Below are 26,335 nucleotides of genomic sequence, written 5' to 3' on the forward strand. Positions count from 1 at the left end.
ATGGGGGCGGAAGACACGATGGACAGTTTCGGTCCCGGGGCACAGGTCCCGCTCCAGGGCTCGTCCGGGCAGACGGTGGCCACGAACGCCCTGGCCTCCGCCGCGTACCGGGACAGCCCGGTCGAGGACATCCTCAAGGCCAACAACGAGTGGTACGAATCCACCGTCAAGAAGGGCAAGTTCTCCCTCTTCGAGCCCAACCTCGGCGAGGCGTTCTCCCGCGCCGTCGTCGTCCGCATGCTCGGCGGCGGCCGCAAACCCGTCATCCAGTCCTTCGGCACCGACCCCCAGCCGGTCGTCGAGCACTGCCTCGCCGCCAACCGCATCCGCAAGCAGCGCGACCTCCGCCTCACCCTCATCACCCTGCTCTGCGGCGTCGCGTTCCTCCCCGGACTGCTCCTGTGGCTGATCGTCTTCCAGATCCGCCGTACCCTCGCGGGCGCCGCCAACAAGCGCGCGGGAGCAGCCGGTACGGCACTCCTCGTCGGCGTCGGCATCCTCGCCGCGCTCGTCATGGTCAAGCTGCCGTTCGCCGGCTTCCTCTCCCTCTACCTCCGCGCCATGATCATCGCGCCGGTGGTGGGCTGGTTCCTCGCCAAGCACGTCTGCGAGACCACCGCCCAGGACCTGCGGGCCCGCTGGGAGGGCCTTCTCAGCGGCGGTGGCGTGGCCGCCAAGATCCCCGAGGCCGTCCCGCAGAACCCCGGCGAGACCGCCGCCGAGGAGCTCCGCCAGTCACTGGAGAAGCTCAACGCCGAGCAGCGCTCCAACGTCGTCTTCTACGCGGGCCCGCGCGGCATACTCGGCATGGGCACCCGCTGGGGCGGCTGGCACCTCGCCCAGGAGCTCAAGCCCCGCGACGGCCGCGAGATCCACGCCTTCCGCACCTGGGACGTCATACGGCCCATCCACGACCAGCTGAAGCTCCTGGAGCGCGGCACCCTCAAGAGCGGCTTCCCGACGCCCTCCGTCAACCACTGGGTCGTCGTCCCCGTCGGCGCCGGTGCCAAGGAGGTCAGCCGCCCCGAGGGCGAGGACATCGTCCACTTCCAGGTGAAGCCGCACGAGATCCAGCGCATCTGCAACGAGAACCAGTTCGGCAAGGGCAACCGCCACTACCTGGGCGTGCAGTTCGTCCTCTGGGACGGCCAGCTCGTCCTGACCATGCTGGTCACCGTCACCGCCCTGCTGCACACCCTGCGCATCGAGGTCTCGGGACACGCCCTCGGCCCGGTCCACGGCCTGTTCACCACCAAGCCGGCCGCGAAGACCAGGGAAGTCGCCAAGACCGTGCGCTTCTGGGAGACCCGCGAGATCAAACTCCCCCTGGTGGAGACCAACGAGGTCGTACGCCTCGCCGTCCGCGCCCCGCTCACCTGGTTCCCGCCGGTCCTCGACTTCCTCGGCGGCAAGCTCGTCCTGCCCGAGCCGTTCGGTCTGCGCCACGCCTGGGCCGAGGCCCCGTGGAAGCACCGCTTCATGGCCGACGACGTCATCCGCGCGTCCACGCCCGTGATGCGCGCCGTGCACGCCGCGATCGTCAAGATGCTCGACGAGCACGGCGTGGACACGACCAGCATCGCCGGCAGCGACTTCACCGCCGACCCGGCCCCGAAGAAGGCCGACGTGTACGACGCGTGACGGGCGGGGCGGGCCGGCCGGGAGGGCGGCCCGTCAGCCGCGCGCCCCGGTCAGGTGGCCGGCCGAACGCCCCGGTCAGGCGGTCGGCCAGGCGTCCGCGAGCATGCGGCGGGTGTCGGCGAGGAGCTGGGGCAGGACCTTGGTCCTGGCGATCACCGGCATGAAGTTCGTGTCACCGCCCCAGCGGGGGACGATGTGCTGGTGGAGATGGGCGGCGATACCGGCGCCGGCGGCCTCGCCCTGGTTCATGCCGATGTTGAAGCCGTGCGCGCCGGACGCGGTGCGCAGCGCGGTCATCGCCTGCTTGGTCAACTCCGCCAGCTCGACGGTCTCGTCGGTGGTGAGGTCGGTGTAGTCGGCGACGTGCCGGAACGGGACGACCATGAGGTGGCCGCCGTTGTAGGGGTACAAGTTCAGCACCGCGTACACGTGTTCGCCTCGGCGGACGACGAGCCCGTCCTCGTCGGGCTTGGCAGGGATCGAGCAGAACGGGCAGCCGTCGTCGGCCCCCGAGCCGGTGGGCTTGTTCTCCCCCTGGATGTACGCCATCCGGTGGGGCGTCCACAGGCGCTGGAACGCGTCCGGCGTCCCGACTCCGATCTGCTGCTCGGGCTCATTCGTCATGCGCCTCAGCATAGGACCACGCCGGCCTCCGAAAACGCCGAGGGGCGGTACCCGGCCGGGTACCGCCCCCGCGTCGACGGATCACACCTGTACGCGTGACTCCACGACCTCGGCCAGCTTCGCGATGGCCTGGTCACGGGGGATGCCGTTCTCCTGCGAGCCGTCGCGGTAGCGGAAGGAGACCGTACCCGCGTTCATGTCGTCGTCACCGACGATGATCATGAACGGCACCTTCATCTTCTGGTGGTTGCGGATCTTCTTCTGCATCCGGTCCGAGGAGGCGTCCACCTCGACCCGCAGGCCCTTCTTCCGCGCGTCGGCGGCGAAGGCCTGGAGGTACTCGACGTGGGCGTCGCCGACCGGGATGCCGACCGCCTGGACCGGGGCCAGCCACGGCGGCATGGCGCCCGCGTAGTGCTCCAGCAGGACCGCGAAGAACCGCTCGATCGAGCCGAACAGCGCGCGGTGGATCATGACCGGGCGCTGCTTGGTGCCGTCGGCGGCCGTGTACTCCAGGTCGAAGCGCTCGGGGAGGTTGAAGTCGAGCTGGATGGTGGACATCTGCCAGGTGCGGCCGATGGCGTCACGGGCCTGGACGGAGATCTTCGGGCCGTAGAAGGCCGCGCCGCCCGGGTCGGGGGTGAGGGGCAGGCCCTGCTTCTCGGCGACCTGCTGGAGGACCGAGGTGGCCTCCTCCCACGCCTCGTCCGAGCCGACGAACTTCTCCGGGTCCTTGGTGGACAGCTCCAGGTAGAAGTCGGTCAGGCCGTAGTCGCGCAGCAGGTTCAGGACGAAGGTGAGCGTCCTGTCCAGCTCCTCCGCCATCTGCTCGCGGGTGCAGTAGATGTGCGCGTCGTCCTGGGTGAAGCCCCGCGCCCGGGTCAGGCCGTGGACGACGCCCGACTTCTCGTACCGGTACACCGTGCCGAACTCGAACAGCCGCAGCGGCAGCTCGCGGTACGAGCGGCCCCGGGCGTCGAAGATCAGGTTGTGCATCGGGCAGTTCATGGGCTTGAGGTAGTAGTCCACGCCCTCGTCGAGCTGCATGGGCGGGTACATGCCGTCGGCGTACCAGTCCAGGTGGCCCGAGGTCTCGAAGAGCTGCCCCTTCGTCGCGTGCGGGGTGTAGACGAACTCGTAGCCCTCTTCCTGGTGCCGCTTGCGCGAGTAGTCCTCCATGACCCGGCGGATGATGCCGCCGCGCGGGTGGAAGACGGCGAGGCCGGAGCCGATCTGCTCGGGGATGGAGAAGAGGTCCAGCTCGGAGCCGAGGCGGCGGTGGTCGCGCTTCTCGGCCTCGGCGAGGAAGTCCAGGTACTGCTTCAGCTCGTCCTTGGACGGCCAGGCGGTGCCGTAGATGCGCTGGAGCATCGGGTTCTTCTCGCTGCCGCGCCAGTACGCGGCGGCGTTGCGCATCAGCTTGAACGCCGGGATCGCGCGGGTCGAGGGCAGGTGCGGGCCCCGGCAGAGGTCCTTCCAGCACAGCTCGCCGGTCTTGGCGTCGAGGTTGTCGTAGATGGTCAGCTCGCCGCCGCCGACCTCGACGTCCGCGCCGTCGTCGGACGAGGCGGAGCCCTTGAGGCCGATCAGCTCCAGCTTGTACGGCTCGTCCGCCAGCTCCTCGCGGGCGGCCTCGTCGGTGACGACGCGGCGGGCGAACCTCTGGCCCCGCTTCTGGATCTCCTGCATCTTCTTCTCGATGGCCTTGAGATCCTCGGGCGTGAACGGCTTGTCGACGTCGAAGTCGTAGTAGAAGCCGTCCTTGACCGGCGGGCCGATGCCGAGCTTGGCCTCCGGGAAGAGCTCCTGGACGGCCTGGGCCATGACGTGCGCGGTGGAGTGGCGCAGGATGTTGAGGCCGTCCTCGGAGGTGATCTCGACGCCCTCGACGGTCTCGCCGTCCTTGAGCTCGTAAGCGAGGTCCTTCAGCTCGCCGTCCACGCGGGCGGCGACGACGGTGCGCTCGCCGGGGAAGAGGTCGGCGGCCGTAGTGCCCGTCGTCACCACGCGCTCTTCCCGCTCGGAATCGCGTTGGATGATCACACGGACGTCTGACACCGGTCTCTCCTGACTGAAGGGGGTGCGCCCGGGAGGGGCGCGCGCGTAATACGGCATGGTACCGAGCCACCCCCTCCCCTCGCGAAGCGGTTGCGGCCGGGTCAGCACTCCTCGTCGAGGGTCTTCAGCAGCCGGTCGCGCTCGGCGTCGTCGACCTGGACGACCGCCACGTCGTGGGTGTCGGTGAGCCTGCGGTGGCCGCCCCGGCTCTCCAGGCGGCCGGATACGCGCAGGGGCAGCCCTTCGACATGGGCGCGGACGGCCGTGCGGTAGGCGTCCTCGTCGAGGGTGACGCGCAGATGGGGGGCGTCGGCGCCGGTGAGGACGCGCAGGCGGACGGTGCCGGGGCCGTGCGGGCCGGGGCGGCGCAGGCGGACGACGGTGCCGGTGACCCTGGCGGGTACGGAGGGCCGGGCGCGGCGGTAGCGGGCGCCCGCCTGGCGGAGGGCGGGGAGGTCGCCGGGGGTGAACTCGACGGGTTCGGGGCGGGTGGCGCAGCCGGCGGGGGCTCCGGTGGCGGGGGCCCAGGCGAGGGTGATGGCGGCGCCTTCGGTGCCGTGGACGAGGGCGATGAGGGCTTCGGTGAGTTCGGGTCCGGCGCCGGTGGCGACGGCGGTGTCGAAGGCGTCGGGGCGGCCGGTGGCGCGCTGGTAGTCGACGGCGGCGCGGGTGGCGTGGAGGGCGTGGTGGAGGCGTTCGGTGACGGGGCGGCCGGGGTCGACGGGGATGTGGGCGGTGAGGGTGCGGGCGGCGTCGGGCGGGGTGGTGACGAGGACGTGGTCGATGAGCGCGTGGTGGCCGTGGAGGGTGTGGGCGGCCGCGAGGAGGACCTGGCGGGCCGCGGTGCGCAGCTGGTCCTGGGCGGTCCAGGGGGCCTGGCCGTGGAGGTGGGGGGAGGGTGCGGTGGCGCGGTGCCAGCGGATCTCGTCGCTGGGGGTGGCCAGGGCGGTGAGGATGTCGCGGGCGGAAGGGGTGGTGGTGCGGGTCAGGGCGGTGAGGGCTTCGCTGAGGAGGTCGTCGCTGTCGGGGAAGGCGCGGCTGGCGGGGATGAGGAGGCTGGTGGGGGTGGCGCCGGGTTCGGGTGGGGTCCAGCGGGTGTAGGGGCCGCGGCTGCCGCCCTTGCGGTGCCAGCCGTGGCGGTGGAGGAGGGCGGCGAGGACGCGCGGGTCGACGCGCCGGGGGTCGGGTGGGGCGGTGTGGGCGCCTTCGCTGGTCGGTCGGTGCATCAGGGGGTGCCTCCCGCCCCTATCCGGTTCATGATCTCGCAGAGTGCGCGGTCGTCGAAGATCCGTGTGGTCGGTATGCGGACGGTGGTGCGGTTGCGGCCGGTGACGGGGTGGCCGGCGAGGTTGGTCCAGTAGCAGCAGTGGCGCAGGTCGAGGCCGTCGTGGCGGGCGCGGAGCCAGTCGTCGCGGGAGCGGGGGACGAGCATGACGACGAGGATCTTGTGGACGGCGACGGGGGTGCGGGCGAGTTTGACGAGGTGGGCGTTGTCGAGGGTGAACGGGAAGGCGGGGCCGGGGGGTTGCGGGGCGATCTGGTAGGTGGCCTTGAGCTGGACCTTGATGGTGACTTCGTCGTCGACGGTGTGGCCGGGGGCGCTGTGGCTGATGTGCCAGTCGATGCCGTTGTCGGGGAAGGGCTGGGAGAGGGTGCATCCGGCGGCGGCCGCGACGGCGTGGAGGTAGGCGACCTGGAGGGTCTCCATGCAGGCGGTGGTGGCGAGTGCGCCGCGCCGGGGCGGGTCGGGCGGGGTGCCGGGGTGGGGTGGGGCGTGCTGGGTGCCGGGGTCGGGCTGGGCGGCGAGCGCCATGCTCCTGGTGCCTTCCGGGCTGTCGGTGCGTCATCTGACGCGCTGCTCATGTGTGTTGTGACCGGGCGGCGTACGGGGCAAACGGTGCGGGTATCACCGTTTCGGGCCGGGGATCGGTCCATCTGCCGGTGATGTGCGAGGAGTTCGGGGATGGCGCGCTGGTTCGAGGGACCCCTGGCCGCATTCGACACGGAGACGACGGGTGTGGACGTCGAACGGGACCGGATCGTCTCGGCGGCGCTGGTGGTGCAGGACGTGGAGGGCGGCCGACTGCGGGTCACGCGGTGGCTGGTGAATCCGGGGGTGCCGGTGCCGCCGGGGGCGACGGAGGTGCACGGCCTGACGGACGATCACCTTCAGCGGTACGGCCGGTGGCCGGCGCCGGTGATGGACGAGATAGGCAGGGTCCTGGCGGACCAGTGCGCGGCGGGCCGGCCGCTGGTGGTGATGAACGCGCCGTTCGATCTGACGCTGCTGGACCGGGAGTTGCGGCGGCACAGGGCGTCGTCGCTGGCGCGATATCTGCGGAACGTGCCGCTGTGCGTGCTGGACCCCCGGGTGCTGGACAAGCATCTGGACCGGTACCGCAAGGGCCGCAGGACGCTGACGGACCTGTGCGCGCACTACGAGGTGGCGCTGGACGGGGCGCATGACGCGGCGGCGGACGCGGCGGCGGCGCTGGAGGTCGTACGGGCGCTGGGGCGGCGGTTCGCCGCGCGGCTGGAGGAGCTGTCGCCGGCGGAGCTGCACACGCGTCAGGCCGTGTGGCACGCGGCGCAGGCGCGGGGGTTGCAGGCGTGGTTCGAGCGGAACGGGTCGGACGAGGCGGTGGACCCGGCGTGGCCGCTGCGGCCGGGCCAGTCGGTGGCGGCGGCCTGAGCGGTACGCGGTCCGGCGCGGCGCTGCGGGTCCGGCCGGGGCGGCGCGGGGCGCGGTGCCGGGGATGCGCGAAGGCCGGTCCGCTGAGGGACCGGCCTTCTTCTGTGGGCGATACTGGGATCGAACCAGTGACCTCTTCGGTGTGAACGAAGCGCTCTCCCGCTGAGCTAATCGCCCGGGAACGCACTGAACCATACAGGTCCCGGCGGGTTTCGTTCAAACCGCTTGAGGTGTGCGGCCAGGGCCCGCCGGCCGGCGCGCATCATCAGGGCGTGGTTGGCGCGCAGGAGCGGCCGGGCGAGGAGGGCGACGCAGCGCGGGAGGGCGGCCCGGAGGTGTACGTCCTGCTCGTACTCGGCAAGGGTGCCGCCGTCGCCGTGGGGTGCCAGGGTCCAGCGGGCCCAGCCTTCGAGGTCCCCGGTGAGGGCGGTTTCGAGGACGCGCGCGGCGGGGTCGCGGCGGCGTCCGACGAGGGTGACGGCGAGGGTGTACGGGGCGGCGGAGCGGACGCGGGCGGTGACGGTGCGGTCGTCGACGCGGCGGGCCTCGCGGACCTGGGGCCACCAGCGGGGGTAGTGCTCGGGGTGTTCGAGGACGGCGAAGACGGCCGCGGGCGGCGCCGGGAGCGTCCAGCGGCTGTGGAAGCGGTAGTGGTTCCAGTCCGTGCGGCTCATGGGGTCCATGGGGGACGTCTGCCGCGCGGGGGGCCGGGTATGCCGAAGGCCCTGGAGATCGTCTCCAGGGCCTTCGGTCCGGGTGGTGGGCGATACTGGGATCGAACCAGTGACCTCTTCGGTGTGAACGAAGCGCTCTCCCGCTGAGCTAATCGCCCGGGCGCACCGCAAACATTACCGCATGTCAGCGGGTGCCCTGACCAGGGTGGGAGCCTGCCCGGATCACTGTGTGATCTTCCAGGGCATGACGAAGCCGAACTTCCACACGTAGACGGCGGCGAGCGCCCCGGCGATGACGAGGCCGGTGGCGGTGAGGATCATGTTGCGGCGCCGGACCCGGGGGTCGAGCGCGCGCTGCGCGGCCTCGGTGACCTTGCGCTTGGTCCAGCGCAGGACGAGCTGCGCCCAGACGAACTCGGTGGCCCAGATGGCCATGCCGGCGAAGATCACGAACCAGCCCGGGCCGGGCAGCGGCAGCATGATCACGCCGACGACGACCACGGCGAGGCCTATGAGGAAGACGCCGACCTGCCAGCTCAGGTGCAGGGTGCGTCGGGCTTTGACGAAGTCGGGCGCCCGTGATCCGAGCGGCCGCTCTCCGTGGTCGGTCTGGTGGGTCACGTCCCCCGTCGCGGGTGCTCCGGCCGCCGACTGGGCGGCCCTGCCCCGCTCGTCACTCTCCGCGCTCATAAGGCCAAACTTACCGGAAGGCAGGCCGGCTGGCCCTTACCGAAAATGACCTATAACCGGCGGTTACCCGCCGCTGATCGAGGTACCCAAGCCCACCCAAAACGGGCAGAGGGGTTTACAACGGCACCGTAGGTGGGATGTCGATTTCGCCGACGTGCGAATCCCCGAGCGCACACTGAGCGAAAGGCCATGGCGCTTATGAACACCACGGTCAGCTGCGAGCTGCACCTGCGCCTCGTTGTATCGAGCGAGTCCTCACTGCCTGTTCCGGCGGGCCTGCGGTATGACACGGCCGATCCGTATGCCGTGCACGCCACCTTCCACACCGGGGCCGAGGAGACGGTCGAGTGGGTCTTCGCCCGCGATCTTCTCGCCGAGGGGCTGCACCGCCCCACCGGCACCGGCGACGTCAGGGTCTGGCCGTCCCGCAGCCACGGTCAGGGCGTCGTCTGCATCGCTCTCAGTTCCCCGGAGGGCGAGGCGCTGCTGGAGGCCCCGGCGCGGGCCCTGGAGTCGTTCCTGAAGCGGACCGACGCGGCGGTGCCGCCCGGCACCGAACACCGTCACTTCGACCTCGACACGGAGCTGTCCCACATCCTCGCGGAGAGCTGAGACCACTACAGGAGCCATCCGGCGCCGTCCGACTCGGGGCGACGGCGCCGGCACACCCTTCCGCGGCCCGGGCCTGCTGTGCGGGGCGGCGGATCGGTGGACAGGGTGGACGGGTACGCCGTCATCGCGCGTCGTCGCGATGGCGGCGTACGCGTGCGCGGACGGGTCCGGAGCTGCCGGGGGCGTGGATTGGCCCGTACGGGTGACAGAAGCGCGCCCACGGCCCCGGAGGGGCCTTCGGGGGGAGCCGCTAGAGTCGACGGAATCCGGCGGGCGCCCGCCCGCGGCAGGCCAGGGAGCGGAAGCGTGCTGATCCCCCACGACACCCGGATCGCCCTCGACACCGTCGTCGACCTGATGAACACCGCCCCGGAGGGCGGACGCGGCGAGACCCTCGCGGACGTGCCGTCGCTGTACGCGTTCGTCGAGAGCCACGAGGTCAGCGGGGTCGGCGAGCTCGGGCCCCGCGATCTGCGGGCCGTACGGGAGGTGCGCAGCCGGTTCGCCGAGGTGTTCGCCGCGCCGGACGCGCGTACGGCCGCCATGCTGATCAACCAGCTGGTCGCGGGCGCCGGGACGACGCCGCAACTGACGGACCACGACGGGTACGACTGGCACGTCCACTACTTCGCCCCCGGCGCCTCCGTCGCCGACCATCTCGCGGCCGACTGCGGCATGGCGCTGGCGTTCATCCTGGTGGCGGGCGAACGCGAGCGGCTGCGACGCTGCGAGGCCCCGGACTGCCGCCGCGCCTTCGTGGACCTGTCCCGCAACCGCTCCCGCCGCTACTGCGACAGCCGCACCTGCGGAAACCGCCTCCATGTGGCGGCGTACCGGGCCCGGCGCAAGGACGCGGCGGCCGGCTGACCCGAGCGATGGCGGGCGGTCCGGCGGCAGGCCGACCCGAGCGGCGGCGGGTGGTCCGACGGCAGGGGGCCGGTCGGAGGGCTCGGGGCCTCCCTCACAGCAGCAGCAGGTCGTGCAGGGACGCCATCAGCAGCAGGACGCCGATCACGGTCAGGAAGATCATGAGCGGTGGCTGGGAGAGCGCGAACAGGCAGCCGCGCGGTTCTTTGGTGGGGGCGGGGTTCTGCTCCCGCGAGGTATCGAGCATCTCGCGGCCGATCATGGCCGAGCCGCTCATGCGCCCGTGACCCAACAGCCCAGGCAAATAGGGGCAGTTCGCTACAAACGTCGACCGAGCGCCATAGGCCCGCCTCCCATCGCCACCCCTCCCGCCACCCCGGGTGTCCCCCACAGGAGTGGCGGGGCGGCCGGCTCTCGGGGCGGGGCCCGTCAGATGCCGTGCTTCTTGAGGATGGCCTCGATCTCGCTGAAGTCGTCGGCGGGCGCGGCCCCGCCCGCACGGCGCTGCCCCGGGTCCAGCGTCGGCCGCTCGGCGCCCCGCGGCACCGCGCCCGGCGCCGCCTCCGGCCGCTGCGCCCCGGACGCCTCGGCGGCACGCCGCTGCGCGCGCTCCCGCCGGCTGACGCGCTCCCCGCGTCCGCCCCTGCGGCGCTCGACGGCCCTGGTGGTGGTGAACAGCAGCCACGACGCCCCGAGCAGTCCGAAGCCGGCCCACGCCACGGGGCTGAACGCCGTGCCGGCCAGCCACTCGACGGCGCCGGTCAGCACCAGGCCGAGGGGCACCAGCGCATAGGCGGCGACGCGGGCCGCGGCGAGGAACCGCCTGCGGTACGCCGTGATCGCCGCGATGCCCAGGCCAGCCGCGGACACCGCGGAACAGATCGTCTCGGCAAGCATCGGGTCCTCCAGCCCTGGGCGTCACGTCCCTTCCATCCTGCATCGGCCGGGTGTGCCCTGGCCATGGGCTCGTCGGCGCGGCGGACGATCTCCGGGAGATCTCCGGGACTCCCCGGGGAGATCTCCGGGAGAAACCAGGGACCCGTCCGACCGCCCCGGGGACGAGCCGGCGGCGCGCGGGCCCCGCGAGGCCGGGCGCGGCCGTCCCGCTTGGGGCGGCGGCGGACCGGCTGGAAGACTGGCCCCATGAACGACTCCACCACCGAACCCACCGCCCGGCCCGTCGTCCTCGACGTCTGGTGCGAGCTCCAGTGCCCCGACTGCCGGACCGCGCTCGACGACGTACGGGCCCTGCGGGACCGCTACGGCGACCGGCTCGACGTACGGCTGCGCCACTTCCCGCTGGAGAAGCACAAGCACGCGTACGCCGCCGCGCAGGCCGCCGAGGAGGCCCTGGTGCAGGGCAAGGGCTGGCCGTACGTGGAGGAGGTCCTCGGCCGGGTGGAGGAGCTGGACGCGAAGGGCGAGGCGTTCCTGCTGGAGGCGGCGCGCGGACTCGGCCTGGACGCCGAGGAGTTCGACACCGCGCTGATCGACGGACGGCATCTGCTGGTGGTCGACGCCGACCAGGCGGAGGGCAAGGCCATCGGGGTCACCGGCACACCGACGTACGTCATCGGCGGGGAGCGCCTGGACGGCGGGAAGAGCCAGGAGGGCCTGCGGGCGCGGATCGAGGAGATCGCCGACCGGCTGCTGGCCGCCAGCGACTGAACAGGCCGTCCCGGCCGCCCGCTCAGTACAGGGTCTTCTCGTAGTGGGTGAGCAGCGGCCGGTAGCCGAGGGAGGCGTACAGGGCGCGGGCCGGGCTGTTGCCGGGGTCCACGCGCAGGGCGAGGCGGTCGCCGCCCGCGGCGCGTACGAGGTCCTCGGCGAAGCGCATCAGGGCCCGGCCGTGGCCCCTGCGGCGCTGCCCCTCGGGGACGGCGAGCTCCCACACGTACGGCACCCGCTCCCCCGTGGGCAGCCGGTGCGGGCCGGTCCACAGGTGGCCGGCCCGGACGCCGTCCCGCAGGGCGACGTGGAGGCGGGTGCCGTCGGTCGCGGGCCCGTCGGGCAGCCGTGCGGCGCGGGGCGGGTCGGCGGCGATCCACTCGGCGGCCTCGGCACCGGTCATGGGCCGGATCTCCAGGCCGGGCGGGAGCGGCGGGGCGGGCTCCGCGGGGGCGGTGAGGTCCTTCACGAGGACGTGGCCGCTCGCGGTGTAGCCGAGCGCGGCGGCCAGGCGCTCGGCGGCGGGCGCGTCGGCGGGTACGCAGACCCGTATCCGGTCGCAGCGCCAGCCGCGCAGCACCTCCTCGGCGGCGAGCGCGGCGACGGTGCCCCGGCCCCGCCCGCGGTCCGCCTCGGCGACGCGCAGGCCGCTGATGGTGCCGAGGGGCCGGCTGCCCTCGGCGGGGAGCGTGCCGACGCGGACGGTGCCGACGGGCCGGCTGTTGACGCACACCTCGTAGGTGCGCGACCGGGTGCCGTCGTCGGCCTGCTGGAGCGGCCCGGACGGCCGCAGGGTGGTGGTCATCACCGGTTACCTACCCACCCCGGGGCCCCGGGCCATCACCCGGTCAGAGGAGGGCGGCCCGCTCGGCGAAGACCCGCATGGCCTTGGCGGTGACCGGGCCCGGCGCGGCCGGGAGCTCCCGGTCGTCGACGCGGTGGACGGCCTGGACGTCGCGGAGCGTGGAGGTCAGGAAGATCTCGTCGGCGGTGCGCAGGACGTCCAGGGGGAGGTCGGTCTCCTGGGCGCCGGTCCACTCGATCACCAGGTGGCGGGTGATGCCCGCGAGGCAGCCGGAGGCGAGCGGCGGGGTGTGGAGGCCGCCGTCGACGACGACGAAGACATTGGAGCCGGTGCCCTCGCAGAGCTGCCCGACCGTGTTGGCGAACAGCGCCTCCGACGCGCCCTGGCGGTGCGCCCAGGCGAGCGCGACGACGTTCTCCGCGTACGAGGTGGTCTTCAGTCCGGTGAGCGCGCCGCGCTCGTTGCGGGTCCACGGGACGGTGACGACGGCGGTGGTGTCGGGGCGGTGCGCGACCTCGCCGAGGGCGACGACGAGGCTGGGGCCGCTGTCGCCGCGGTCGGAGCCGAGCGGGGACAGCCCGCCGGTGTAGGTGACGCGGAGCCGGCCGAGCCGGACCGGATTGGCCTCCACGACGGCGGCGCAGGCGCGGCGCACCTCGTCCAGGTCGGGGTCGGGCAGGCCGAGGCCGCGCGCGGAGCGGACGAGCCGGTCCAGGTGGAGGTCGAGCGCGAAGGGCTTGCCGTCGACGGTCTTGAGCGTCTCGAAGACGCCGTCGCCCACGGTCAGGCCGTGGTCCAGTACGGAGATCGTCGCGGCGTCCGCGTCCCGCAGTCCGCCGTTGACCCACAGCTTCATCGTCAGATGGTCCTTCCGCTCGCCTCGTACACGCCCGACGCTACCGCGAGGAGGCGCGCCGCCTTCAGTTCGGTCTCCTGCCACTCCCGCTCCGGGTCGGAGCCCCAGGTGATGCCGGCGCCGGTGCCGAAGCGCAGGACGCCCCGGTGTTCGCGCCGGTCGATCCAGAAGGTGCGGATGCCGACGGCCAGTTCGCCGGTGCGGCGGTCGGCGTCGACCCAGCCGACGCCCCCGCAGTACGGGCCCCGGGGCGCCGTCTCCAGGGCTTCGATGATCCGCAGGGCGCTGGACTTGGGGGCCCCGGTGACGGAGCCGGGCGGGAAGGTCGCCGCCAGCAGGCCGGCCCAGCCCTGCCCGGCGGCGAGCTCGCCCCGCACGGTGGACACGAGGTGGACGAGGCCGGGGTGCGCCTCGACGGCGCAGAGGCTCGGCACGGTGACGCTTCCGGTGGCGCAGACGCGGCCGAGGTCGTTGCGGACCAGGTCGACGATCATGACGTTCTCGGCGTGGTCCTTCTCCAGCAGGTCGTCGGCGGTCCTGCCGGTGCCCTTGATGGGGCCGGACTCGACGACCGCGCCGTCGCGGCGGAGGAACAGCTCCGGGGACGCGGTGGCTATCTCCACGCCGTGCGCGGGCAGGCGAATCGTTCCTGCATAGGGGGCGGGGTTGCCGCGGGCCAGCAGCGCCGTGAGGGCGTCCACATCGGCCGTGCCGGCGGCGCCGGGCGGGAGGGGCGCGGACAGGACGCGGCAGAGGTTGGCCTGGTAGACCTCGCCGGCCGCGATGTGCTCGCGGATGCGCCGTACGCCGGCGGTGTACGCCTCGCGGTCGAGCGATGACGTCCAGTCGCCGACGGCGGGGCCGCGCCAGCGCCCGGGAACGGGGGCCGGCACCGGGTCGGGGCGGACGTCTCCGAAGCGGGCGCAGGTGAGGCGGCCCTCGAAGTCGGCGGCGACGGCCCAGAACCCGGAGGAGTCCAGGGCCTCCGGGTCGCTGGTGACATCCCGCAGGTCGGTGGCGAGCAGCCCGCCGAAACGGGCCAGAGGAGCGAGGTCGTGCACGGATGCGAGTGTAGGGCGGTCCGGGACACGGGGCGCCTGCGCGGGGCGGGCGCGGGCGGCCGGCGGGCGCTGCGGCTCCACGCGCCTGGCCCTGTCCCTCCAGGTGGCTCCCTCAGGTGGGCTCCCTCCAGGCGGGCACACCCCGACCGGATGCCGTCAGCCGAGCGTGCGCCGCCCGCAGGCCGGGCGGCGCACGTGCCAGGCGGCCCGCGCGCCTGGCTGGCCGCGGACGCGGCGCTCCCCCCTGCTGCGAGGAGCGGATCTTTCGGTGGGCAGCCCTCGCCCCTTCCATGCCCCGGCGGCGCGGGTGACCTGTGGGAGGGCCGGGGGTGGCGCATGGACGGACGGAGGGCTTGGGGGCGCCTGGGGGCCGGCGAGCCGGTCGGCCGCCGTGGGGCCCAGCGGGCGCTGGGCTGGCCGGTAGAGCCGCTGCCCGGGCCCCGGCACCCCCGCCGGTGCTGGAGGCCCGCCGCCTGAGGGGCGCACTTGGGGGCGCCGGGGCCTTCCTGCCTGCGGGTGGCTCGGGGCGGAGGAGGCCCGGGTGGTGCGGTCGTGGCGGCCTCGAGGAGCTGGTGGACGGGGCACGGCGGGGCGGTGTCGGCGGCGGGGCATCCGGGCTGGTGGCCCTCGCCGCCGGGGCCGGGAAGCGGGGCGCGGGCGACGGCGGCGCAGCACGCTGCGGAAACGCGTTTTTGTACTGGCCCGGGAATCCGCTAGAGTTCAACACGTCGCCGGGACGCGCAAGCGAAACGGAAACGACAGGCGGACGTGGCTCAGTTGGTAGAGCATCACCTTGCCAAGGTGAGGGTCGCGAGTTCGAATCTCGTCGTCCGCTCGAAACGTGGGGGATCTTCCCGACCCCCCACACACTCCGGGTGGAGTGGCCGAGAGGCGAGGCAACGGCCTGCAAAGCCGTCTACACGGGTTCAAATCCCGTCTCCACCTCCAAGGACGATTAGCTCAGCGGGAGAGCGCTTCCCTGACACGGAAGAGGTCACTGGTTCAATCCCAGTATCGTCCACTGAAACCGCTGGTAGCAGAGGTTTCCCGCGCGATTAGCTCAGCGGGAGAGCGCTTCCCTGACACGGAAGAGGTCACTGGTTCAATCCCAGTATCGCGCACGCAGTGCCCACAGCTCCGTACTTTCTGTCACGGCCCTGTGGTCCCGAGGACGATTAGCTCAGCGGGAGAGCGCTTCCCTGACACGGAAGAGGTCACTGGTTCAATCCCAGTATCGTCCACAGCCGAGAAGCCCCGTCCGCTCACCGCGGACGGGGCTTCTCCGTCTGCGCCCGCCGAGGCGGACGCCTGGACGAGACCGGTGAAAGAAGTGGCGGCCGACCGGCTCCCCAGCCGGTCGGCCGCCGCTGCCGTCCGCCGCACCCCCGTCCCCACGGGGTTGGCCGGATGTCCCCGGCCCGGGCCGCTCTCCCGGGCCCGGAGCGCCCGCTCAGCGCCCCAGCATCACGCCCACGGACGACGCCTGTGTCACCACCGCTTCCCAGCCACCGAAGGCGACGACCAGGAGGGCGGCGAGGGGGAGGACCATCGCCGTGGCCACCAGGGGGTGGCGACGGCCGGGGCGGCCGCTCAGCGACGCGAAGACCGCTTTGCGCCCTCGCGTACGGATCATCGTCCGCGGTGCCGTGTCCGCCATGGCTCCTCTCCCGTCTGTCTGCGGCGGCGGGTGTGGACCTCGGGGGACGAGTGCTGCACCCGCCGCTCGACAACAACCCTAGGGAAACGGTCCGCCCCCGACGTCATGCCCGCGTACCCATTCCCGGGCCTCCTCCAGGAGGAGGGCCCGCCCGGTGACGTACTCCCCTGGTTGGAGAACGCCCCCCAGGCCCTACGGGTCATCCCTGAGAGGGCCCGTCGACCGGGGCCGGGAACCGGGGCGGGCCGACTCCCGTCAGGCCGGCCGGGGCGGGCACGCGGGGGGGCCGGGTGACTTCGCTCACGTCCCGTACGGGTCCCCCCGGAGGCCCCGCACACTCCCCCACCGACCCCCTGCGGGCGGCGCCCGCGCACCCCCGGAGGGCCGGACGGTGATCGTTCCCAAAGTCCCTGCGGCGCAAGGAGCTTGATCATCCGTCGGGTCCCCGGACCGGGCGGGCGGTGGCGCTGAGGCGCGGTCAGTTGCCGGGCGGGCGGCCGAGAATCGATCGTGGAGAGAGGGCGCGGCCTATGAGCGCACCCGGTTCCGGGTACGTAAGCTGGGCGACGTCAGAAGGACCGCGACGGCGGGGTGGGGAGCTCCCCACGGCAGGTAGGGGACGGACATGGCGATGATGCGGCTCCGGCGCGAGGACCCGCGTGTCGTCGGCTCGTTCAGGCTGCACCGGCGGCTCGGCGCGGGCGGGATGGGGGTCGTCTACCTCGGCTCCGACCGGCGCGGCCAGCGGGTGGCGCTGAAGGTGATCCGGCCGGATCTGGCCGAGGACCAGGAATTCCGTTCGCGTTTCGCGCGCGAGGTGTCGGCCGCGCGGCGCATCCGAGGAGGCTGCACGGCCCGGCTGGTCGCGGCCGACCTGGAGGCCGAGCGCCCCTGGTTCGCCACGCAGTACGTACCGGGCCCGTCCCTCCACGACAAGATCGCCGAGGAGGGGCCGCTGCCCGCGGCCGACGTCGCCGCAATCGGCGCCGCCCTGTCGGAGGGGCTCGTCGCCGTCCACGAGGCAGGCGTCGTCCACCGCGACCTGAAGCCGTCGAACATCCTCCTGTCCCCCAAGGGCCCCCGGATCATCGACTTCGGCATCGCCTGGGCGACCGGCGCGTCCACCCTCACCCACGTCGGTACGGCGGTGGGCTCCCCCGGCTTCCTCGCGCCCGAGCAGGTGCGGGGCGCGGCCGTCACCCCGGCGACGGACGTGTTCGCGCTGGGCGCGACCCTGGCGTACGCGGCGATGGGCGACTCGCCGTTCGGGCACGGCAGCTCCGAGGTGATGCTGTACCGCGTCGTCCACGAGGAGCCGCAGCTGCACGGCGTGCCCGACGCGCTGGCCCCCCTCGTACGGGCCTGCCTGGCCAAGGAGCCCGAGGACCGGCCCAGCACCCTGCAGCTGTCGCTGCGGCTGAAGGAGATCGCCGCGCGCGAGGCACAGGGGCTCGGCATGGCGCCGCCCGCGCCCGACGCGCGTCCCACCGTCCCCCGCCCCGACCGCGCGGAGCGCCTGGAGCGTGCCGAGCGGGCCACGGGCGGGCGGCGGTCCGGGCGTCCGGCGCCCCGGCCCACGGAGCGGTACACCGAGCGGACCACGCACGGCCGGGCGCAGGGCGTCCCCGTGTCCGGCGGCCGGGGGCCGCAGTCGGTGTCGCCGTCCCGGACCGGCGGGTCGCGCGGGCCCCGGCACCCCTCGCAGGCCGGCGCCCGGACCGGTCCCCGTACGGGCCCCCGGACCGGCCCGCGCCGCACGGGCGCCGGCGGGGGCACGGGTACCTCGCCGCGGCTTCGGCGGCCCGCCAACCCCCGGCTGCTGCGCCAGCGGCTGTTCGTGTTCGTGGTCGTGACGCTGATCGTGCTGCTGGGGATCGCCGCGGCGCAGGCCCTCCAGGGCTGAGGGCCGACGCGGGGCGCGGGCCCGCCCCGGCCGCCGTGGGCGGCGGCTCTCCCGGCGCGGGGAGGATGACCGGACGTCGGTCAGGACTGCGTACGGGGCGCCTCTGTGTGCAGGACTGCGGGCGGGCGCCTCGGTGTGCGGTACCGCGGGTAGGCGCCTCTGTGTGAACCACTGCGGCTGGGCGCCTCTGTGTGCGGTACCGCGGGCGGGCGCCCCGGCCTCCGGGACTGCGGGCGGGGCGTCGTGGCGTTCAGACCGCGGCGGACGTCCCGGCGTTCAGGACTGCGGGCGGCCCGCTGTCACCGCGTAGAAGGCGACGGCCGCCGCGGCGCCCACGTTCAGCGAGTCGACGCCGTGGGCCATCGGGATGCGCACCCACGTGTCCGCCGCGCGCAGGGCACGCGCCGACAGGCCCTCCCCCTCCGCGCCCAGCATCAGCGCCACCCGCTCCAGGCGGTGCGGCGCCACCTCGTCCAGGACGACAGCCTCCTGGGCGGGCGTCAGCGCCAGCAGCCGGAAGCCCGCCTCCCGTACGGCCTCCAGGTCGTGCGGCCAGCTGTCGAGCCGGGCGTACGGGACGGAGAACACCGCGCCCATCGACACCTTCACCGAACGCCGGTACAGCGGGTCCGCGCAGTCCGGCGACAGCAGCACGGCGTCCATGCCCAGGGCGGCGGCGCTGCGGAAGATCGCACCGATGTTGGTGTGGTCGTTCACGGACTCCATGACCGCCACGCGGCGGGCCGTCGCCAGGAGCTCCCGCGCCGCGGGCAGCGGCTCCCGGCGCATGGACGCCAGCGCGCCGCGGTGCACGTGGTAGCCGGTGACCCGCTCGGCGAGCGCCGGCTGCACCACGTACACCGGTGCCGGGCTCGCCTCGATGACGTCCCGCATGACGTCGACCCACTTCGCGGAGAGCAGCATCGACCGCATTCCGTAACCGGCCTGCACGGCCCGGCGGATGACCTTCTCGCCCTCGGCGATGAACAGGCCCTCCTCCGGTTCCCGGCGGCGCCGGAGCTCCACGTCGGTGAGGCCCGTGTAGTCGTGGAGGCGCGGGTCGTCGGGGTCGTCGATGGTGAGGAGTTCTGCCACGGGGTGCTGCCTTGTCCGGAGAGGTGGGGTGAGGGGAGCGGGTCAGCGGGCGTGCTTGTCCGGGGCCTCGTGGACCACGTCGCCGATCACGATGACGGCCGGCGGGCGGACGTCCTGCGCCCGTACGGTCTCCGCGACGGTGGCCAGCGTGGCGTCCACCCGGCGCTGCGCGGCGGTCGTGCCCTCCTGGACGAGCGCGAGCGGCGTGGCCGGGTCCTTGCCGTGGGCGACGAGCGCCTCCGCGATCTTGCCGATCTTGTCGACACCCATGAGGATCACCAGCGTGCCGCGCAGCTTCGCCAGCGACGCCCAGTCCACCAGGGAGCGCGGGTCGTCCGGGGCGACATGGCCGCTGACGACGGTGAACTCGTGCGCCACGCCCCGGTGGGTGACCGGGATGCCGGCGGCGCCGGGCACGGAGATCGAGCTGGAGATGCCGGGCACGACCGTGCAGGGGATGCCCGCCTCGGCGAGCGCCTGCGCCTCCTCCATGCCGCGGCCGAAGACGAACGGGTCGCCGCCCTTGAGGCGGACCACGGACTTGCCCTGCTTGGCGTGTTCGATCAGCGCGTTGTTGATGGCCTCCTGGGCCATGAACCGGCCGTACGGGATCTTCGCCGCGTCGATCACCTCGACGTGCGGCGGGAGTTCGTCCAGCAGGTCGCGCGGGCCCAGCCGGTCGGCGATGACCACGTCGGCCTCCGCGAGGAGGCGGCGGCCGCGCACGGTGATCAGGTCCGGGTCGCCGGGGCCGCCGCCGACGAGGGCGACGAACGGGGCGCGGTCGCGGTGCTGGGGCGCGGTGAGCGTACCGTCGCGCAGGCCCTCCACGATGGCGTCGCGCACGGCGGCCGAGCGGCGCGGGTCGTTGCCGGACAGGACGGCGACGGTGACGCCTTCGATGCGGCCGGTCGCCGGGGTCCAGGCGGTGGCGGCCTCGGCGTCGTCGGCCCGCACGCACCAGGTCTTGGTCCGCTCGGCCTCGGCGGACGCCCGGGCGTTGGCCTCCGCGTCGGTGGTGGCGATCAGCGCGTACCAGGCGTCGGCGATGTCCCCGTCCTCGTAGCGGCGGCGCTCCCAGCGGATCTCGCCGGCCTCCGCCATGGCCTCCACGGAGGCGGTGGCGGACGGCGAGACGAGGGTGATGTCGGCGCCCGCGGCGATCAGCGCCGGGAGGCGGCGCTGCGCCACCTGGCCGCCGCCGATGACGACGACACGGCGCCCGGAGAGGCGGAGTCCGACGGGGTAGGCGGGCTGCTCGGCGTGCTCGACCATGGCGGTGTGGTCTCCTCGGCGGGTGGTGCGGTGCGGGGCCACTGCGACGGTGAAGTGGCTGGTGAGACGGGGCGAAGCGCTGGCGACCACGATACGGGGCGGGGGCACGCGCGCTCATGGCCGGGCACGTTGCCCTCGTCACGCCGGGGGCGGGTTGCGGGGTCGGCGGCAGGGGGCCTGTGGCGGCTTCCGGCCGGGGGGGGTGGGGCGGGGTCGGCGTGGGGTGCGTGGGCGTGGCGGGTCGGGTGGCTGTGGCCGGTGGGGTCCGCGTGGAACGGGTGTTCCGCGCGGAGCCCTACCTGCCGGGGCCTTACGGGCCGGGGCCCTGTGGCCTTCGGGACCCGCGCCCGGCGGGCGGGCCCCTCGGGGCTGGGCCGCCGCCGGGCCGGTGGCTTGCGAGGCCGGGCCTCCCCGGATGGCTTGGCCTCCATGGCCGGGGCCTTCCGGGGCTGGGCTGCGGCCGGGCCTTGCGGCGGGCCGGCCTCGCGGCCGGGGCCTTCCGGGGCTGGCCTGGGGCCGGGCCTTGCGGTGGGCCGGCCTTCGGGGGCGGGAGCCCTCCGGGGCGGTGGCCTGGAGCGCCGGGGCCTTCCCCGGAGGGCCCGGCCTCGCGGCCGGGGGCCTTCCGGGGGCCTGATGCTACTTCTCCGTGACGCCCGCCGAGTCGAACGTCGCCACCTCGTGCATGGCCCGCGCCGCGCTCTGCACCAGCGGCAGGGCCAGCAGCGCGCCCGTGCCCTCGCCGAGGCGGAGGTCCAGGTCCACCAGCGGGCGCAGGCCCAGCTTGTTGAGCGCCGCCATGTGGCCGGGCTCGGCGCTGCGGTGTCCGGCGATGCAGGCGGCGAGCGACTCGGGCGCCACGGCGCGCGCGACCAGTGCGGCCGCGCCCGCGCTGACGCCGTCGAGCACCACCGGCGTACGGAGCGATGCGCCGCCGAGGATGAAGCCGACCATCGCGGCGTGCTCCAGACCGCCCACCGCGCCGAGCACGCCGATCGGGTCGGCCGGGTCCGGCTTGTGCAGGTCGAGGGCGCGGCGCACCACGTCGACCTTCCGGGCGTGCATCTCGTCGTTGATGCCCGTGCCGCGGCCCGTCACCTCGGACGGGTCCACGCCGGTGTAGACGGAGATCAGCGCGGCGGACGCCGTGGTGTTGGCGATGCCCATCTCGCCGGTGAGGATCGCCTTGTTGCCGGCGGCCACGAGGTCGCGGGCCGTCTCGATGCCCACCTCGATCGCGGCGAGGACCTCATCGCGGGTGAGGGCCGGGCCGGTCGTGAAGTCCGCCGTGCCCGCGCGCACCTTGCGCGGCAGCAGGCCGGGCGTGGCCGGCAGGTCGGCGGCGACGCCGACGTCCACGACGCACACCTCGGCGCCCACCTGGTTGGCGAAGGCGTTGCACACCGCGCCGCCGCCCAGGAAGTTGGCGACCATCTGCGCCGTCACCTCCTGCGGCCACGCCGTGACGCCCTGGGCGTGCACCCCGTGGTCGCCCGCGAAGATCGCCACGGCGGCGGGCTCCGGGATGGGCGGCGGGCAGGTCCGGGACAGGCCGCACAGCTGCGCGGAGATGATCTCCAGCATGCCGAGCGCGCCGGCCGGCTTGGTCATGCGCTTCTGCCGCTCCCACGCCTCGCCGAGCGCCTTGGCGTCCAGCGGGCGGATGTTGGCGACGGTCTCCTGGAGGAGGTCGTGCGGCTCCTCGCCCGGCAGGGCCCTGCGGCCGTACGTCTCCTCGTGGACGACCCACGACAGGGGACGCCTCTTGGACCAGCCCGCCTGCATCAGCTCCGGCTCCTCGGGGAACTCGTCGACGTAGCCGACGCACAGGTACGCGACGACTTCGAGGTGCTCGGGCAGCCCGAGGGCGCGGACCATCTCGCGCTCGTCGAAGAAGCTGACCCAGCCGACGCCGAGGCCCTCGGCGCGGGCGGCGAGCCACAGGTTCTCCACGGCGAGCGCGGAGGAGTACGGGGCCATCTGCGGCTGCGTGTGGCGGCCGAGGGTGTGGCGGCCGCCCCGCGTCGGGTCGGCGGTGACGACGATGTTCACCGGGGTGTCGAGGATGGCCTCGATCTTCAGTTCCTTGAACTGCTTCGCCCGGCCCTTGGGCAGCGACTTGGCGTACGCCTCACGCTGCCGCTGCGCGAGCTCGTGCATCGCGCGGCGCGTCTCGGCGGAGCGGATGACGACGAAGTCCCACGGCTGGGAGTGCCCCACGGACGGCGCCGTGTGGGCGGCCTCCAGGACGCGGAGCAGCACCTCGTGCGGGATCGGGTCGCTGCGGAAGCCGTTGCGGATGTCCCGCCGCTCCCGCATGACCCGCAGGATCGCCTCGCGCTCCTCGTCCGCGTAGCCGGGCGCGGGCGGGCCCGCCGGAGCGGGCTCCACGCCGTCCTCCGGCTCTGCGGGCTGCGGGGAGTCCGCGGGCGCCGCCGCTGCTGCGGGCTGCTCCGGGTCGGCCGCTGCTGCGGGGGCCTCCACAGCTTCCTGGTCGGCCGCCGCCGCGGGGACCTGGGCCTGCTCGGGAGCCTCGGGGGCCTCGGGCGCCTCGGCCGCTTCCGCGGGGGTGTCGCCCGGGATGGCGTCGGGGGCCTGGGCTTCGGCGTCGATGGGGGACGCGGTCGGGGCCGGGGCCGCCGCTTCCGGGGCGGGCTGCGCGGCGGTCTCCGGAGCTGCCGGTACGGCTTCCGGGGCGGGCGCGGCGGCAGGCGTCCCGTCGGTGGCCTCGACCGGGGCGGCCTCCAACGGGGCTTCCTCGGCGGTCTCCACCAGGGCTTCCTCGGCGGCCTCCACCGGGGCCGGGGCGGCCTCCGGGGCCTCCGCGGAGGTGGGCTGCGGGGCCGGAACCGGTGCCGGTGCCTCGGCGGGCGCCGCCTCCGGGGCCTCTGCCACGGGCTGGACGGCGACCGGCGGTTCCCCGGCGGCGGGGGCGGGCGCGGCGGCCTCCTGGGCGGCTTCGGCCGGGGCCGTGGCCTCCGCCGGATCCGCCGCCTCCTGGACGTCCTCGGCCTGCGCGGGCGCGGCCTCCTCGGGGGCGGCCACGGGGGCGGGGGCCTCGGCCGGCGTCTCGGCCGCTGCCGGGGCCGCGGGAGCCGGAACGGCGGGCGCCGCGAGGGCGGGCTCGGCCTCGGCAAGCGGCAGTCCGGCGGGCTGGGCCACCGCGACCGGCTCCGCAGGCGCCGCCTCGGCCGCCTGCGCCTCGACCGCCGGGGCCTCGACTGCCTGCGCCTCGGGCTGGGCCTGCTCGGCCACGGGCTGGGGGGTCGGCTGTGCGACCGGCTCGGCGGGCGCCTGGGCGACGGCCTGCTCGAGGGCCGTCTGCTCCGGGGCCGTCGGCTCGGCGGGCTGTGCCTGCGCCTGCTGCGGCTCGGCGGGCTGTGCCGGGACCGGCTGGGCCTCCACCGGCTCTGCGGCCTGGGCCTCCACCGGCTGGGCCGGGGCGGCGTGCGCGGGCGCGGTCGCGGGCGTCTCCGTCACGGGAGCGGGTGCCGGGGCCTCGGCGGGCGCGGGCTGGGCGGCCACGGGAACCTGTGCCTCGGCCGCCTGCACCTCGGGGGCCTCGGCTGCCGGTGCCTCGGCTGCCGGTGCCTCGGCGACCGGCTCGGCGGGGGCCGCCGGGGCCGGGGTGCCGTGGGCCGGGGTGGCCTGGGGTGCGGCCTCCGGGGCCGCCTCGGCCTGCGGCGCCTGCGGGGGCTCCGGGGCCACGGGCTGCTGCGCCTCGGCCGGAGCGTCCTGCGTCGGGGCGCCCTGCACCGGGGCGTCCTGCGCCGGGGCGGGCTGCGCCGGGACGCCCTGCGCCGGGGTCTGCCCGGGCGCGGGCTGGGGCGTGCCGTGGCGGGGCGACGGGACCGTGGGCGCGGCCGGCTGCTGGGCGGCCGGGGCGGCGCCCTCATCCGTGGCGAACTGGCCCGTGGCGTCCTGCGGGACCGTTTCCGCCGGGGCCTGCTGCTGCGCCCAGGGCTGGCCGCCCTGCGCCGCCGAGCCCGGCACGTCCAGGTACTCGGGGCCGAGCGTCGGCGGGCCCTGCACCGGCATGGGCGCCGGGGCCGGGGCCGGGGCCTGGGACGGTGCGGGGGTCACGGGCGCGGGGCCGCGGTCGGCCAGGGAGCGTACGACGCCGCCCGTGTCCGGCATCGGCGGGCCCATGTGGAGCGGACGCCGCGGGGCCTGGTGCGGGGGCTGGGGGGTGGGGGGCGGCGTGGGGGTGTGCACGGTGCCGTGGCCGTCCGTGCCCGCGCCTGGCGCGGCCGCCTCCTGCGGGGTGTGCTCGTATGGCATCTGCTCACCGGTGGGCGTCTGCGGCATCGGTACGGTCACGGGCGGGGCCGGGGCGACACCGGGCTGGGGCTCCGTCCACGCGCCCTGGGCGCCCGGCATCAGGAGCAGATCGTCGTCGTCGGCTGCGGGGCCGGAGGGGTCGAGGAAGGTGTAGGCGTCCGGGGCGGGCGTGCCCGGCTGCTCCACCATGCCTGCGTTCTCCGGCTGCCCCTCGCCCGGGACCTGGCCGGTGTCAGTCATGCGTACCCCTCGCCCATCGGTTGTGCTCCTTCAGACTTCCGCCCGCCATCAACAACGAGCGTGCGCGCCGCGCGGCACGAACGCGTGCGGACAACGAGCATTCTCGCCGCGTTCGGGCCCCGTGGCAGTGGCATTCCGCCACGGTCGGCTGTGGACTGCGCCACGTCGCGCGTCCCCCCCAGTCGTGTTCTCCCACGTGGTGCCCCCTGGAGGGCGCCCGCGGCGGGTGGCGGCGAACGAAACGCCGAACACCCGGCTGTGGTCGAACGGTCGGCCAGCCTACCTGGCCTTCCGTAGCGGGGAGATCACGGGGCGGGCCTGCGGCCGGCGATGAGGAAGGCCACCGAGCGGTCGCGTTCGGACCAGGCGGCCGGGTCGAGGTCCACGGACTGGAGGAGGACGCATTCGACCGTGTAGCCGCCCGCGGCGAGGGCGGCGCCGACCGCCTCCGCCTCGTCGCGGGTGCCGGCGTGGGTGACGATCCGTTCGGGGCGGCGGTCCGCGCAGGCGGCGACGACGTCCGCTCCCCCGCCGCCGACGCGGACCACGTCCGGCTCCGGGAGGCGTTCCAGTACGTACGGGGCGCGGCCCGCGACGGCCTGGAGCTGGACGCCGAAGCGGCGGGCGGCGGCCTCGGCGCGGGCGCAGGCGGCCGGGTCGGCGTCGACGGCGATGACGGCGGCGCCGAAGCGGGCGGCCTCGGCGGCGAAGGCCCCCGAGCCGGTGCCGATGTCCCAGACGAGGTCGCCGACGCGCGGGCCGAGACGCGCCAGTTGGGCGGCGCGCAGGGCAGGCGATCCGCCGGTGCCGGGCGGCCGGCCGGCGTCGTCCTCGTACGCGTCGGGGGTGAGGCCCCAGCCGCGTACGGGGCCGGGGTCGGGGCCCAGGAGCCAGCCGCCGCCCGCCGGTGCGGGGGCGGATCCGCCGATGGCGATGACGACGTTCGGGTCGCGCCAGGTGAGGTCGGCGGCCTTGTCGGAGGTGAGGACGGTGACCTGCTCGCGTTCGGTGCCGAGCGCCTCGCAGATGACGAAGGTGCGGTGGACGCCGTCGAGCATGAGGGCGAGTTCGGCGGGGCCCGCGCCCGGGGAGGTGAGGACGGCGACCTTCGGGTGGGCGCGGCAGACGTTCACGGCGCGGCGCAGCGTACGGGTGTGGGCGACGACGACGCGGGCGTCGTCCCAGGGCATGCCGGCGCGGGCGAAGGCCGCGGCGACGGAGGACACGGCGGGGACGACCTCGACCTCCAGGCCGTGGGCCGGGTCGCGCAGGGTGCGGACGACGCCGAAGAAGCCGGGGTCGCCGTCGGCGAGGACGACGGCCGTGCCGCGGTGTCCGGCGATGCGGCGGGCGGCGAGGTCGACGCTGCCGAGGCGGATGCGTTCGGCGCGCTCGGGGACTTCGGGGAGGGCGAGGTGGTGCGCGGCGCCGGCGACGAGGGTGGCGGCCGAGAGGGCGGACCGCGCGGCAGCGGTGAGGGGTGAGCCGTCCCATCCGATCACCGTGACCCGGTCGGCCATCTTCGTCTGTCTCCCTGGGGGTGTCGGTGCAGGTCGGGGCTGCTGCGAGCGTACCGGCTAGCGGGGCGTCCCGGCGGGTGGCGGGGCGGTCGGACACAGGCCGGGGCGGTGCGGGTGGC

The 26,335-nt window shown here is 74.6% G+C and carries 22 protein-coding genes and 7 tRNA genes; 11 read left to right on the top strand and 18 right to left on the bottom strand.

Features of this window, described 5'->3' with window-relative positions; translation table 11 throughout:
* Positions 1 to 18: 18 nt before the first annotated feature.
* Entirely contained in the window at positions 19 to 1,641 is a 1,623-nt protein-coding gene (locus ACSUPT_RS04165; protein WP_436943486.1) for a hypothetical protein, read from the top strand.
* 75 nt (positions 1,642 to 1,716) lie between these two features.
* Here the strand turns inward: ACSUPT_RS04165 and ACSUPT_RS04170 are convergent, their stop codons facing one another.
* From ACSUPT_RS04170 to ACSUPT_RS04185, 4 genes are all read right to left on the bottom strand, one after another.
* A complete protein-coding gene (locus ACSUPT_RS04170; protein ID WP_399219139.1) occupies positions 1,717 to 2,277 on the bottom strand; it encodes an HIT family protein in 561 nt (186 codons plus the stop codon).
* A gap of 69 nt (positions 2,278 to 2,346) precedes the next feature.
* Entirely contained in the window at positions 2,347 to 4,323 is a 1,977-nt protein-coding gene (gene thrS / locus ACSUPT_RS04175; RefSeq protein ID WP_436943487.1) for a threonine--tRNA ligase, read from the bottom strand.
* A 101-nt stretch (positions 4,324 to 4,424) separates the two neighbouring features.
* A complete protein-coding gene (locus ACSUPT_RS04180; protein ID WP_436943488.1) occupies positions 4,425 to 5,549 on the bottom strand; it encodes a hypothetical protein in 1,125 nt (374 codons plus the stop codon).
* Positions 5,549 to 6,136, bottom strand: coding sequence for a DUF4365 domain-containing protein (locus ACSUPT_RS04185; RefSeq protein ID WP_351963005.1), 588 nt, complete (start codon positions 6,134 to 6,136; stop codon positions 5,549 to 5,551). Before ACSUPT_RS04185 ends, ACSUPT_RS04180 begins: the two co-directional genes overlap by 1 nt.
* 150 nt (positions 6,137 to 6,286) lie before the next feature.
* Here ACSUPT_RS04185 and ACSUPT_RS04190 point away from each other — a divergent pair, with 150 nt between their 5' ends.
* Entirely contained in the window at positions 6,287 to 7,015 is a 729-nt protein-coding gene (locus tag ACSUPT_RS04190; protein WP_351963006.1) for a 3'-5' exonuclease, read from the top strand.
* A gap of 105 nt (positions 7,016 to 7,120) precedes the next feature.
* On the opposite strand, the gene ACSUPT_RS04195 is transcribed toward ACSUPT_RS04190, so the two are convergent.
* From ACSUPT_RS04195 to ACSUPT_RS04210, 4 genes are all read right to left on the bottom strand, one after another.
* Positions 7,121 to 7,192: transfer RNA gene (locus ACSUPT_RS04195), tRNA-Val, on the bottom strand.
* Positions 7,183 to 7,689: an SRPBCC family protein gene (locus ACSUPT_RS04200; protein WP_436943489.1), complete on the bottom strand. Its 507-nt coding sequence runs from the start codon at positions 7,687 to 7,689 to the stop codon at positions 7,183 to 7,185. Before ACSUPT_RS04200 ends, ACSUPT_RS04195 begins: the two co-directional genes overlap by 10 nt.
* A gap of 83 nt (positions 7,690 to 7,772) precedes the next feature.
* Positions 7,773 to 7,847 (bottom strand) — tRNA-Val (locus ACSUPT_RS04205).
* Positions 7,848 to 7,911: 64 nt separating this feature from the next.
* A complete protein-coding gene (locus tag ACSUPT_RS04210; protein WP_351963008.1) occupies positions 7,912 to 8,379 on the bottom strand; it encodes a TIGR02611 family protein in 468 nt (155 codons plus the stop codon).
* Between the two features lie 198 nt (positions 8,380 to 8,577).
* On the opposite strand from ACSUPT_RS04210, the gene ACSUPT_RS04215 reads away from it, so the two are divergent.
* Positions 8,578 to 8,991: an SsgA family sporulation/cell division regulator gene (locus ACSUPT_RS04215; protein ID WP_003959770.1), complete on the top strand. Its 414-nt coding sequence runs from the start codon at positions 8,578 to 8,580 to the stop codon at positions 8,989 to 8,991.
* Positions 8,992 to 9,297: 306 nt separating this feature from the next.
* Positions 9,298 to 9,858: a CGNR zinc finger domain-containing protein gene (locus ACSUPT_RS04220; protein WP_351963009.1), complete on the top strand. Its 561-nt coding sequence runs from the start codon at positions 9,298 to 9,300 to the stop codon at positions 9,856 to 9,858.
* Between the two features lie 94 nt (positions 9,859 to 9,952).
* Here ACSUPT_RS04220 and ACSUPT_RS04225 read toward each other — a convergent pair whose 3' ends face one another.
* Together ACSUPT_RS04225 and ACSUPT_RS04230 are read right to left on the bottom strand one after the other, a co-directional pair.
* Entirely contained in the window at positions 9,953 to 10,135 is a 183-nt protein-coding gene (locus ACSUPT_RS04225; protein ID WP_351963246.1) for a hypothetical protein, read from the bottom strand.
* Between the two features lie 152 nt (positions 10,136 to 10,287).
* The gene (locus ACSUPT_RS04230) at positions 10,288 to 10,755 is read right to left on the bottom strand and encodes a hypothetical protein (RefSeq protein WP_436943490.1); all 468 of its coding nucleotides are present in this window, start codon (positions 10,753 to 10,755) and stop codon (positions 10,288 to 10,290) included.
* Positions 10,756 to 11,001: 246 nt separating this feature from the next.
* Between ACSUPT_RS04230 and ACSUPT_RS04235 the strand changes: the two genes are divergently transcribed.
* Positions 11,002 to 11,526, top strand: coding sequence for a DsbA family protein (locus ACSUPT_RS04235; protein WP_436943491.1), 525 nt, complete (start codon positions 11,002 to 11,004; stop codon positions 11,524 to 11,526).
* Positions 11,527 to 11,548: 22 nt separating this feature from the next.
* Here ACSUPT_RS04235 and ACSUPT_RS04240 read toward each other — a convergent pair whose 3' ends face one another.
* The 3 genes from ACSUPT_RS04240 to ACSUPT_RS04250 are packed head-to-tail and all read right to left on the bottom strand — an operon-like array spanning position 11,549 to position 14,248.
* Complete coding sequence (locus ACSUPT_RS04240) at positions 11,549 to 12,331, bottom strand: GNAT family N-acetyltransferase (RefSeq protein WP_399219135.1); 783 nt, start codon at positions 12,329 to 12,331, stop codon at positions 11,549 to 11,551.
* A gap of 43 nt (positions 12,332 to 12,374) precedes the next feature.
* A complete protein-coding gene (locus ACSUPT_RS04245; protein ID WP_436943492.1) occupies positions 12,375 to 13,187 on the bottom strand; it encodes an aminotransferase class IV in 813 nt (270 codons plus the stop codon).
* Between the two features lie 2 nt (positions 13,188 to 13,189).
* Positions 13,190 to 14,248, bottom strand: coding sequence for a chorismate-binding protein (locus ACSUPT_RS04250; RefSeq protein WP_436943493.1), 1,059 nt, complete (start codon positions 14,246 to 14,248; stop codon positions 13,190 to 13,192).
* 762 nt (positions 14,249 to 15,010) lie between these two features.
* On the opposite strand from ACSUPT_RS04250, the gene ACSUPT_RS04255 reads away from it, so the two are divergent.
* From ACSUPT_RS04255 to ACSUPT_RS04275, 5 genes are all read left to right on the top strand, one after another.
* Positions 15,011 to 15,083: transfer RNA gene (locus ACSUPT_RS04255), tRNA-Gly, on the top strand.
* Positions 15,084 to 15,122: 39 nt separating this feature from the next.
* Positions 15,123 to 15,196 (top strand) — tRNA-Cys (locus ACSUPT_RS04260).
* Between the two features lies 1 nt (position 15,197).
* Positions 15,198 to 15,269 (top strand) — tRNA-Val (locus ACSUPT_RS04265).
* Between the two features lie 28 nt (positions 15,270 to 15,297).
* Positions 15,298 to 15,369: transfer RNA gene (locus tag ACSUPT_RS04270), tRNA-Val, on the top strand.
* A 48-nt stretch (positions 15,370 to 15,417) separates the two neighbouring features.
* Positions 15,418 to 15,489 (top strand) — tRNA-Val (locus ACSUPT_RS04275).
* A 209-nt stretch (positions 15,490 to 15,698) separates the two neighbouring features.
* Here ACSUPT_RS04275 and ACSUPT_RS04280 read toward each other — a convergent pair.
* Entirely contained in the window at positions 15,699 to 15,905 is a 207-nt protein-coding gene (locus ACSUPT_RS04280; protein ID WP_351963015.1) for a hypothetical protein, read from the bottom strand.
* A gap of 625 nt (positions 15,906 to 16,530) precedes the next feature.
* Here ACSUPT_RS04280 and ACSUPT_RS04285 point away from each other — a divergent pair.
* Positions 16,531 to 17,808, top strand: coding sequence for a serine/threonine-protein kinase (locus ACSUPT_RS04285; protein ID WP_436943494.1), 1,278 nt, complete (start codon positions 16,531 to 16,533; stop codon positions 17,806 to 17,808).
* 276 nt (positions 17,809 to 18,084) lie between these two features.
* On the opposite strand, the gene ACSUPT_RS04290 is transcribed toward ACSUPT_RS04285, so the two are convergent.
* The 4 genes from ACSUPT_RS04290 to cbiE all read right to left on the bottom strand — a co-directional run bounded on the left by ACSUPT_RS04290 (position 18,085) and on the right by cbiE (position 26,216).
* Positions 18,085 to 18,903 carry a TrmH family RNA methyltransferase gene (locus ACSUPT_RS04290; RefSeq protein ID WP_436943495.1) on the bottom strand — a complete coding sequence of 273 codons (819 nt, stop codon included), beginning with the start codon at positions 18,901 to 18,903 and terminating at the stop codon, positions 18,085 to 18,087.
* A 42-nt stretch (positions 18,904 to 18,945) separates the two neighbouring features.
* On the bottom strand, positions 18,946 to 20,178 hold the full coding sequence (gene cobA, locus ACSUPT_RS04295; protein WP_403504784.1) for a uroporphyrinogen-III C-methyltransferase: 1,233 nt from the start codon (positions 20,176 to 20,178) through the stop codon (positions 18,946 to 18,948).
* 636 nt (positions 20,179 to 20,814) lie between these two features.
* Entirely contained in the window at positions 20,815 to 24,696 is a 3,882-nt protein-coding gene (gene cobT, locus ACSUPT_RS04300) for a nicotinate-nucleotide--dimethylbenzimidazole phosphoribosyltransferase (protein ID WP_436943496.1), read from the bottom strand.
* A gap of 305 nt (positions 24,697 to 25,001) precedes the next feature.
* The gene (gene cbiE, locus ACSUPT_RS04305) at positions 25,002 to 26,216 is read right to left on the bottom strand and encodes a precorrin-6y C5,15-methyltransferase (decarboxylating) subunit CbiE (protein ID WP_351963019.1); all 1,215 of its coding nucleotides are present in this window, start codon (positions 26,214 to 26,216) and stop codon (positions 25,002 to 25,004) included.
* Positions 26,217 to 26,335 lie beyond the last annotated feature (119 nt).

The sequence above is a fragment of the Streptomyces sp. SudanB25_2051 genome, from assembly GCF_964272635.1.
Taxonomy (GTDB): Bacteria; Actinomycetota; Actinomycetes; order Streptomycetales; family Streptomycetaceae; genus Streptomyces.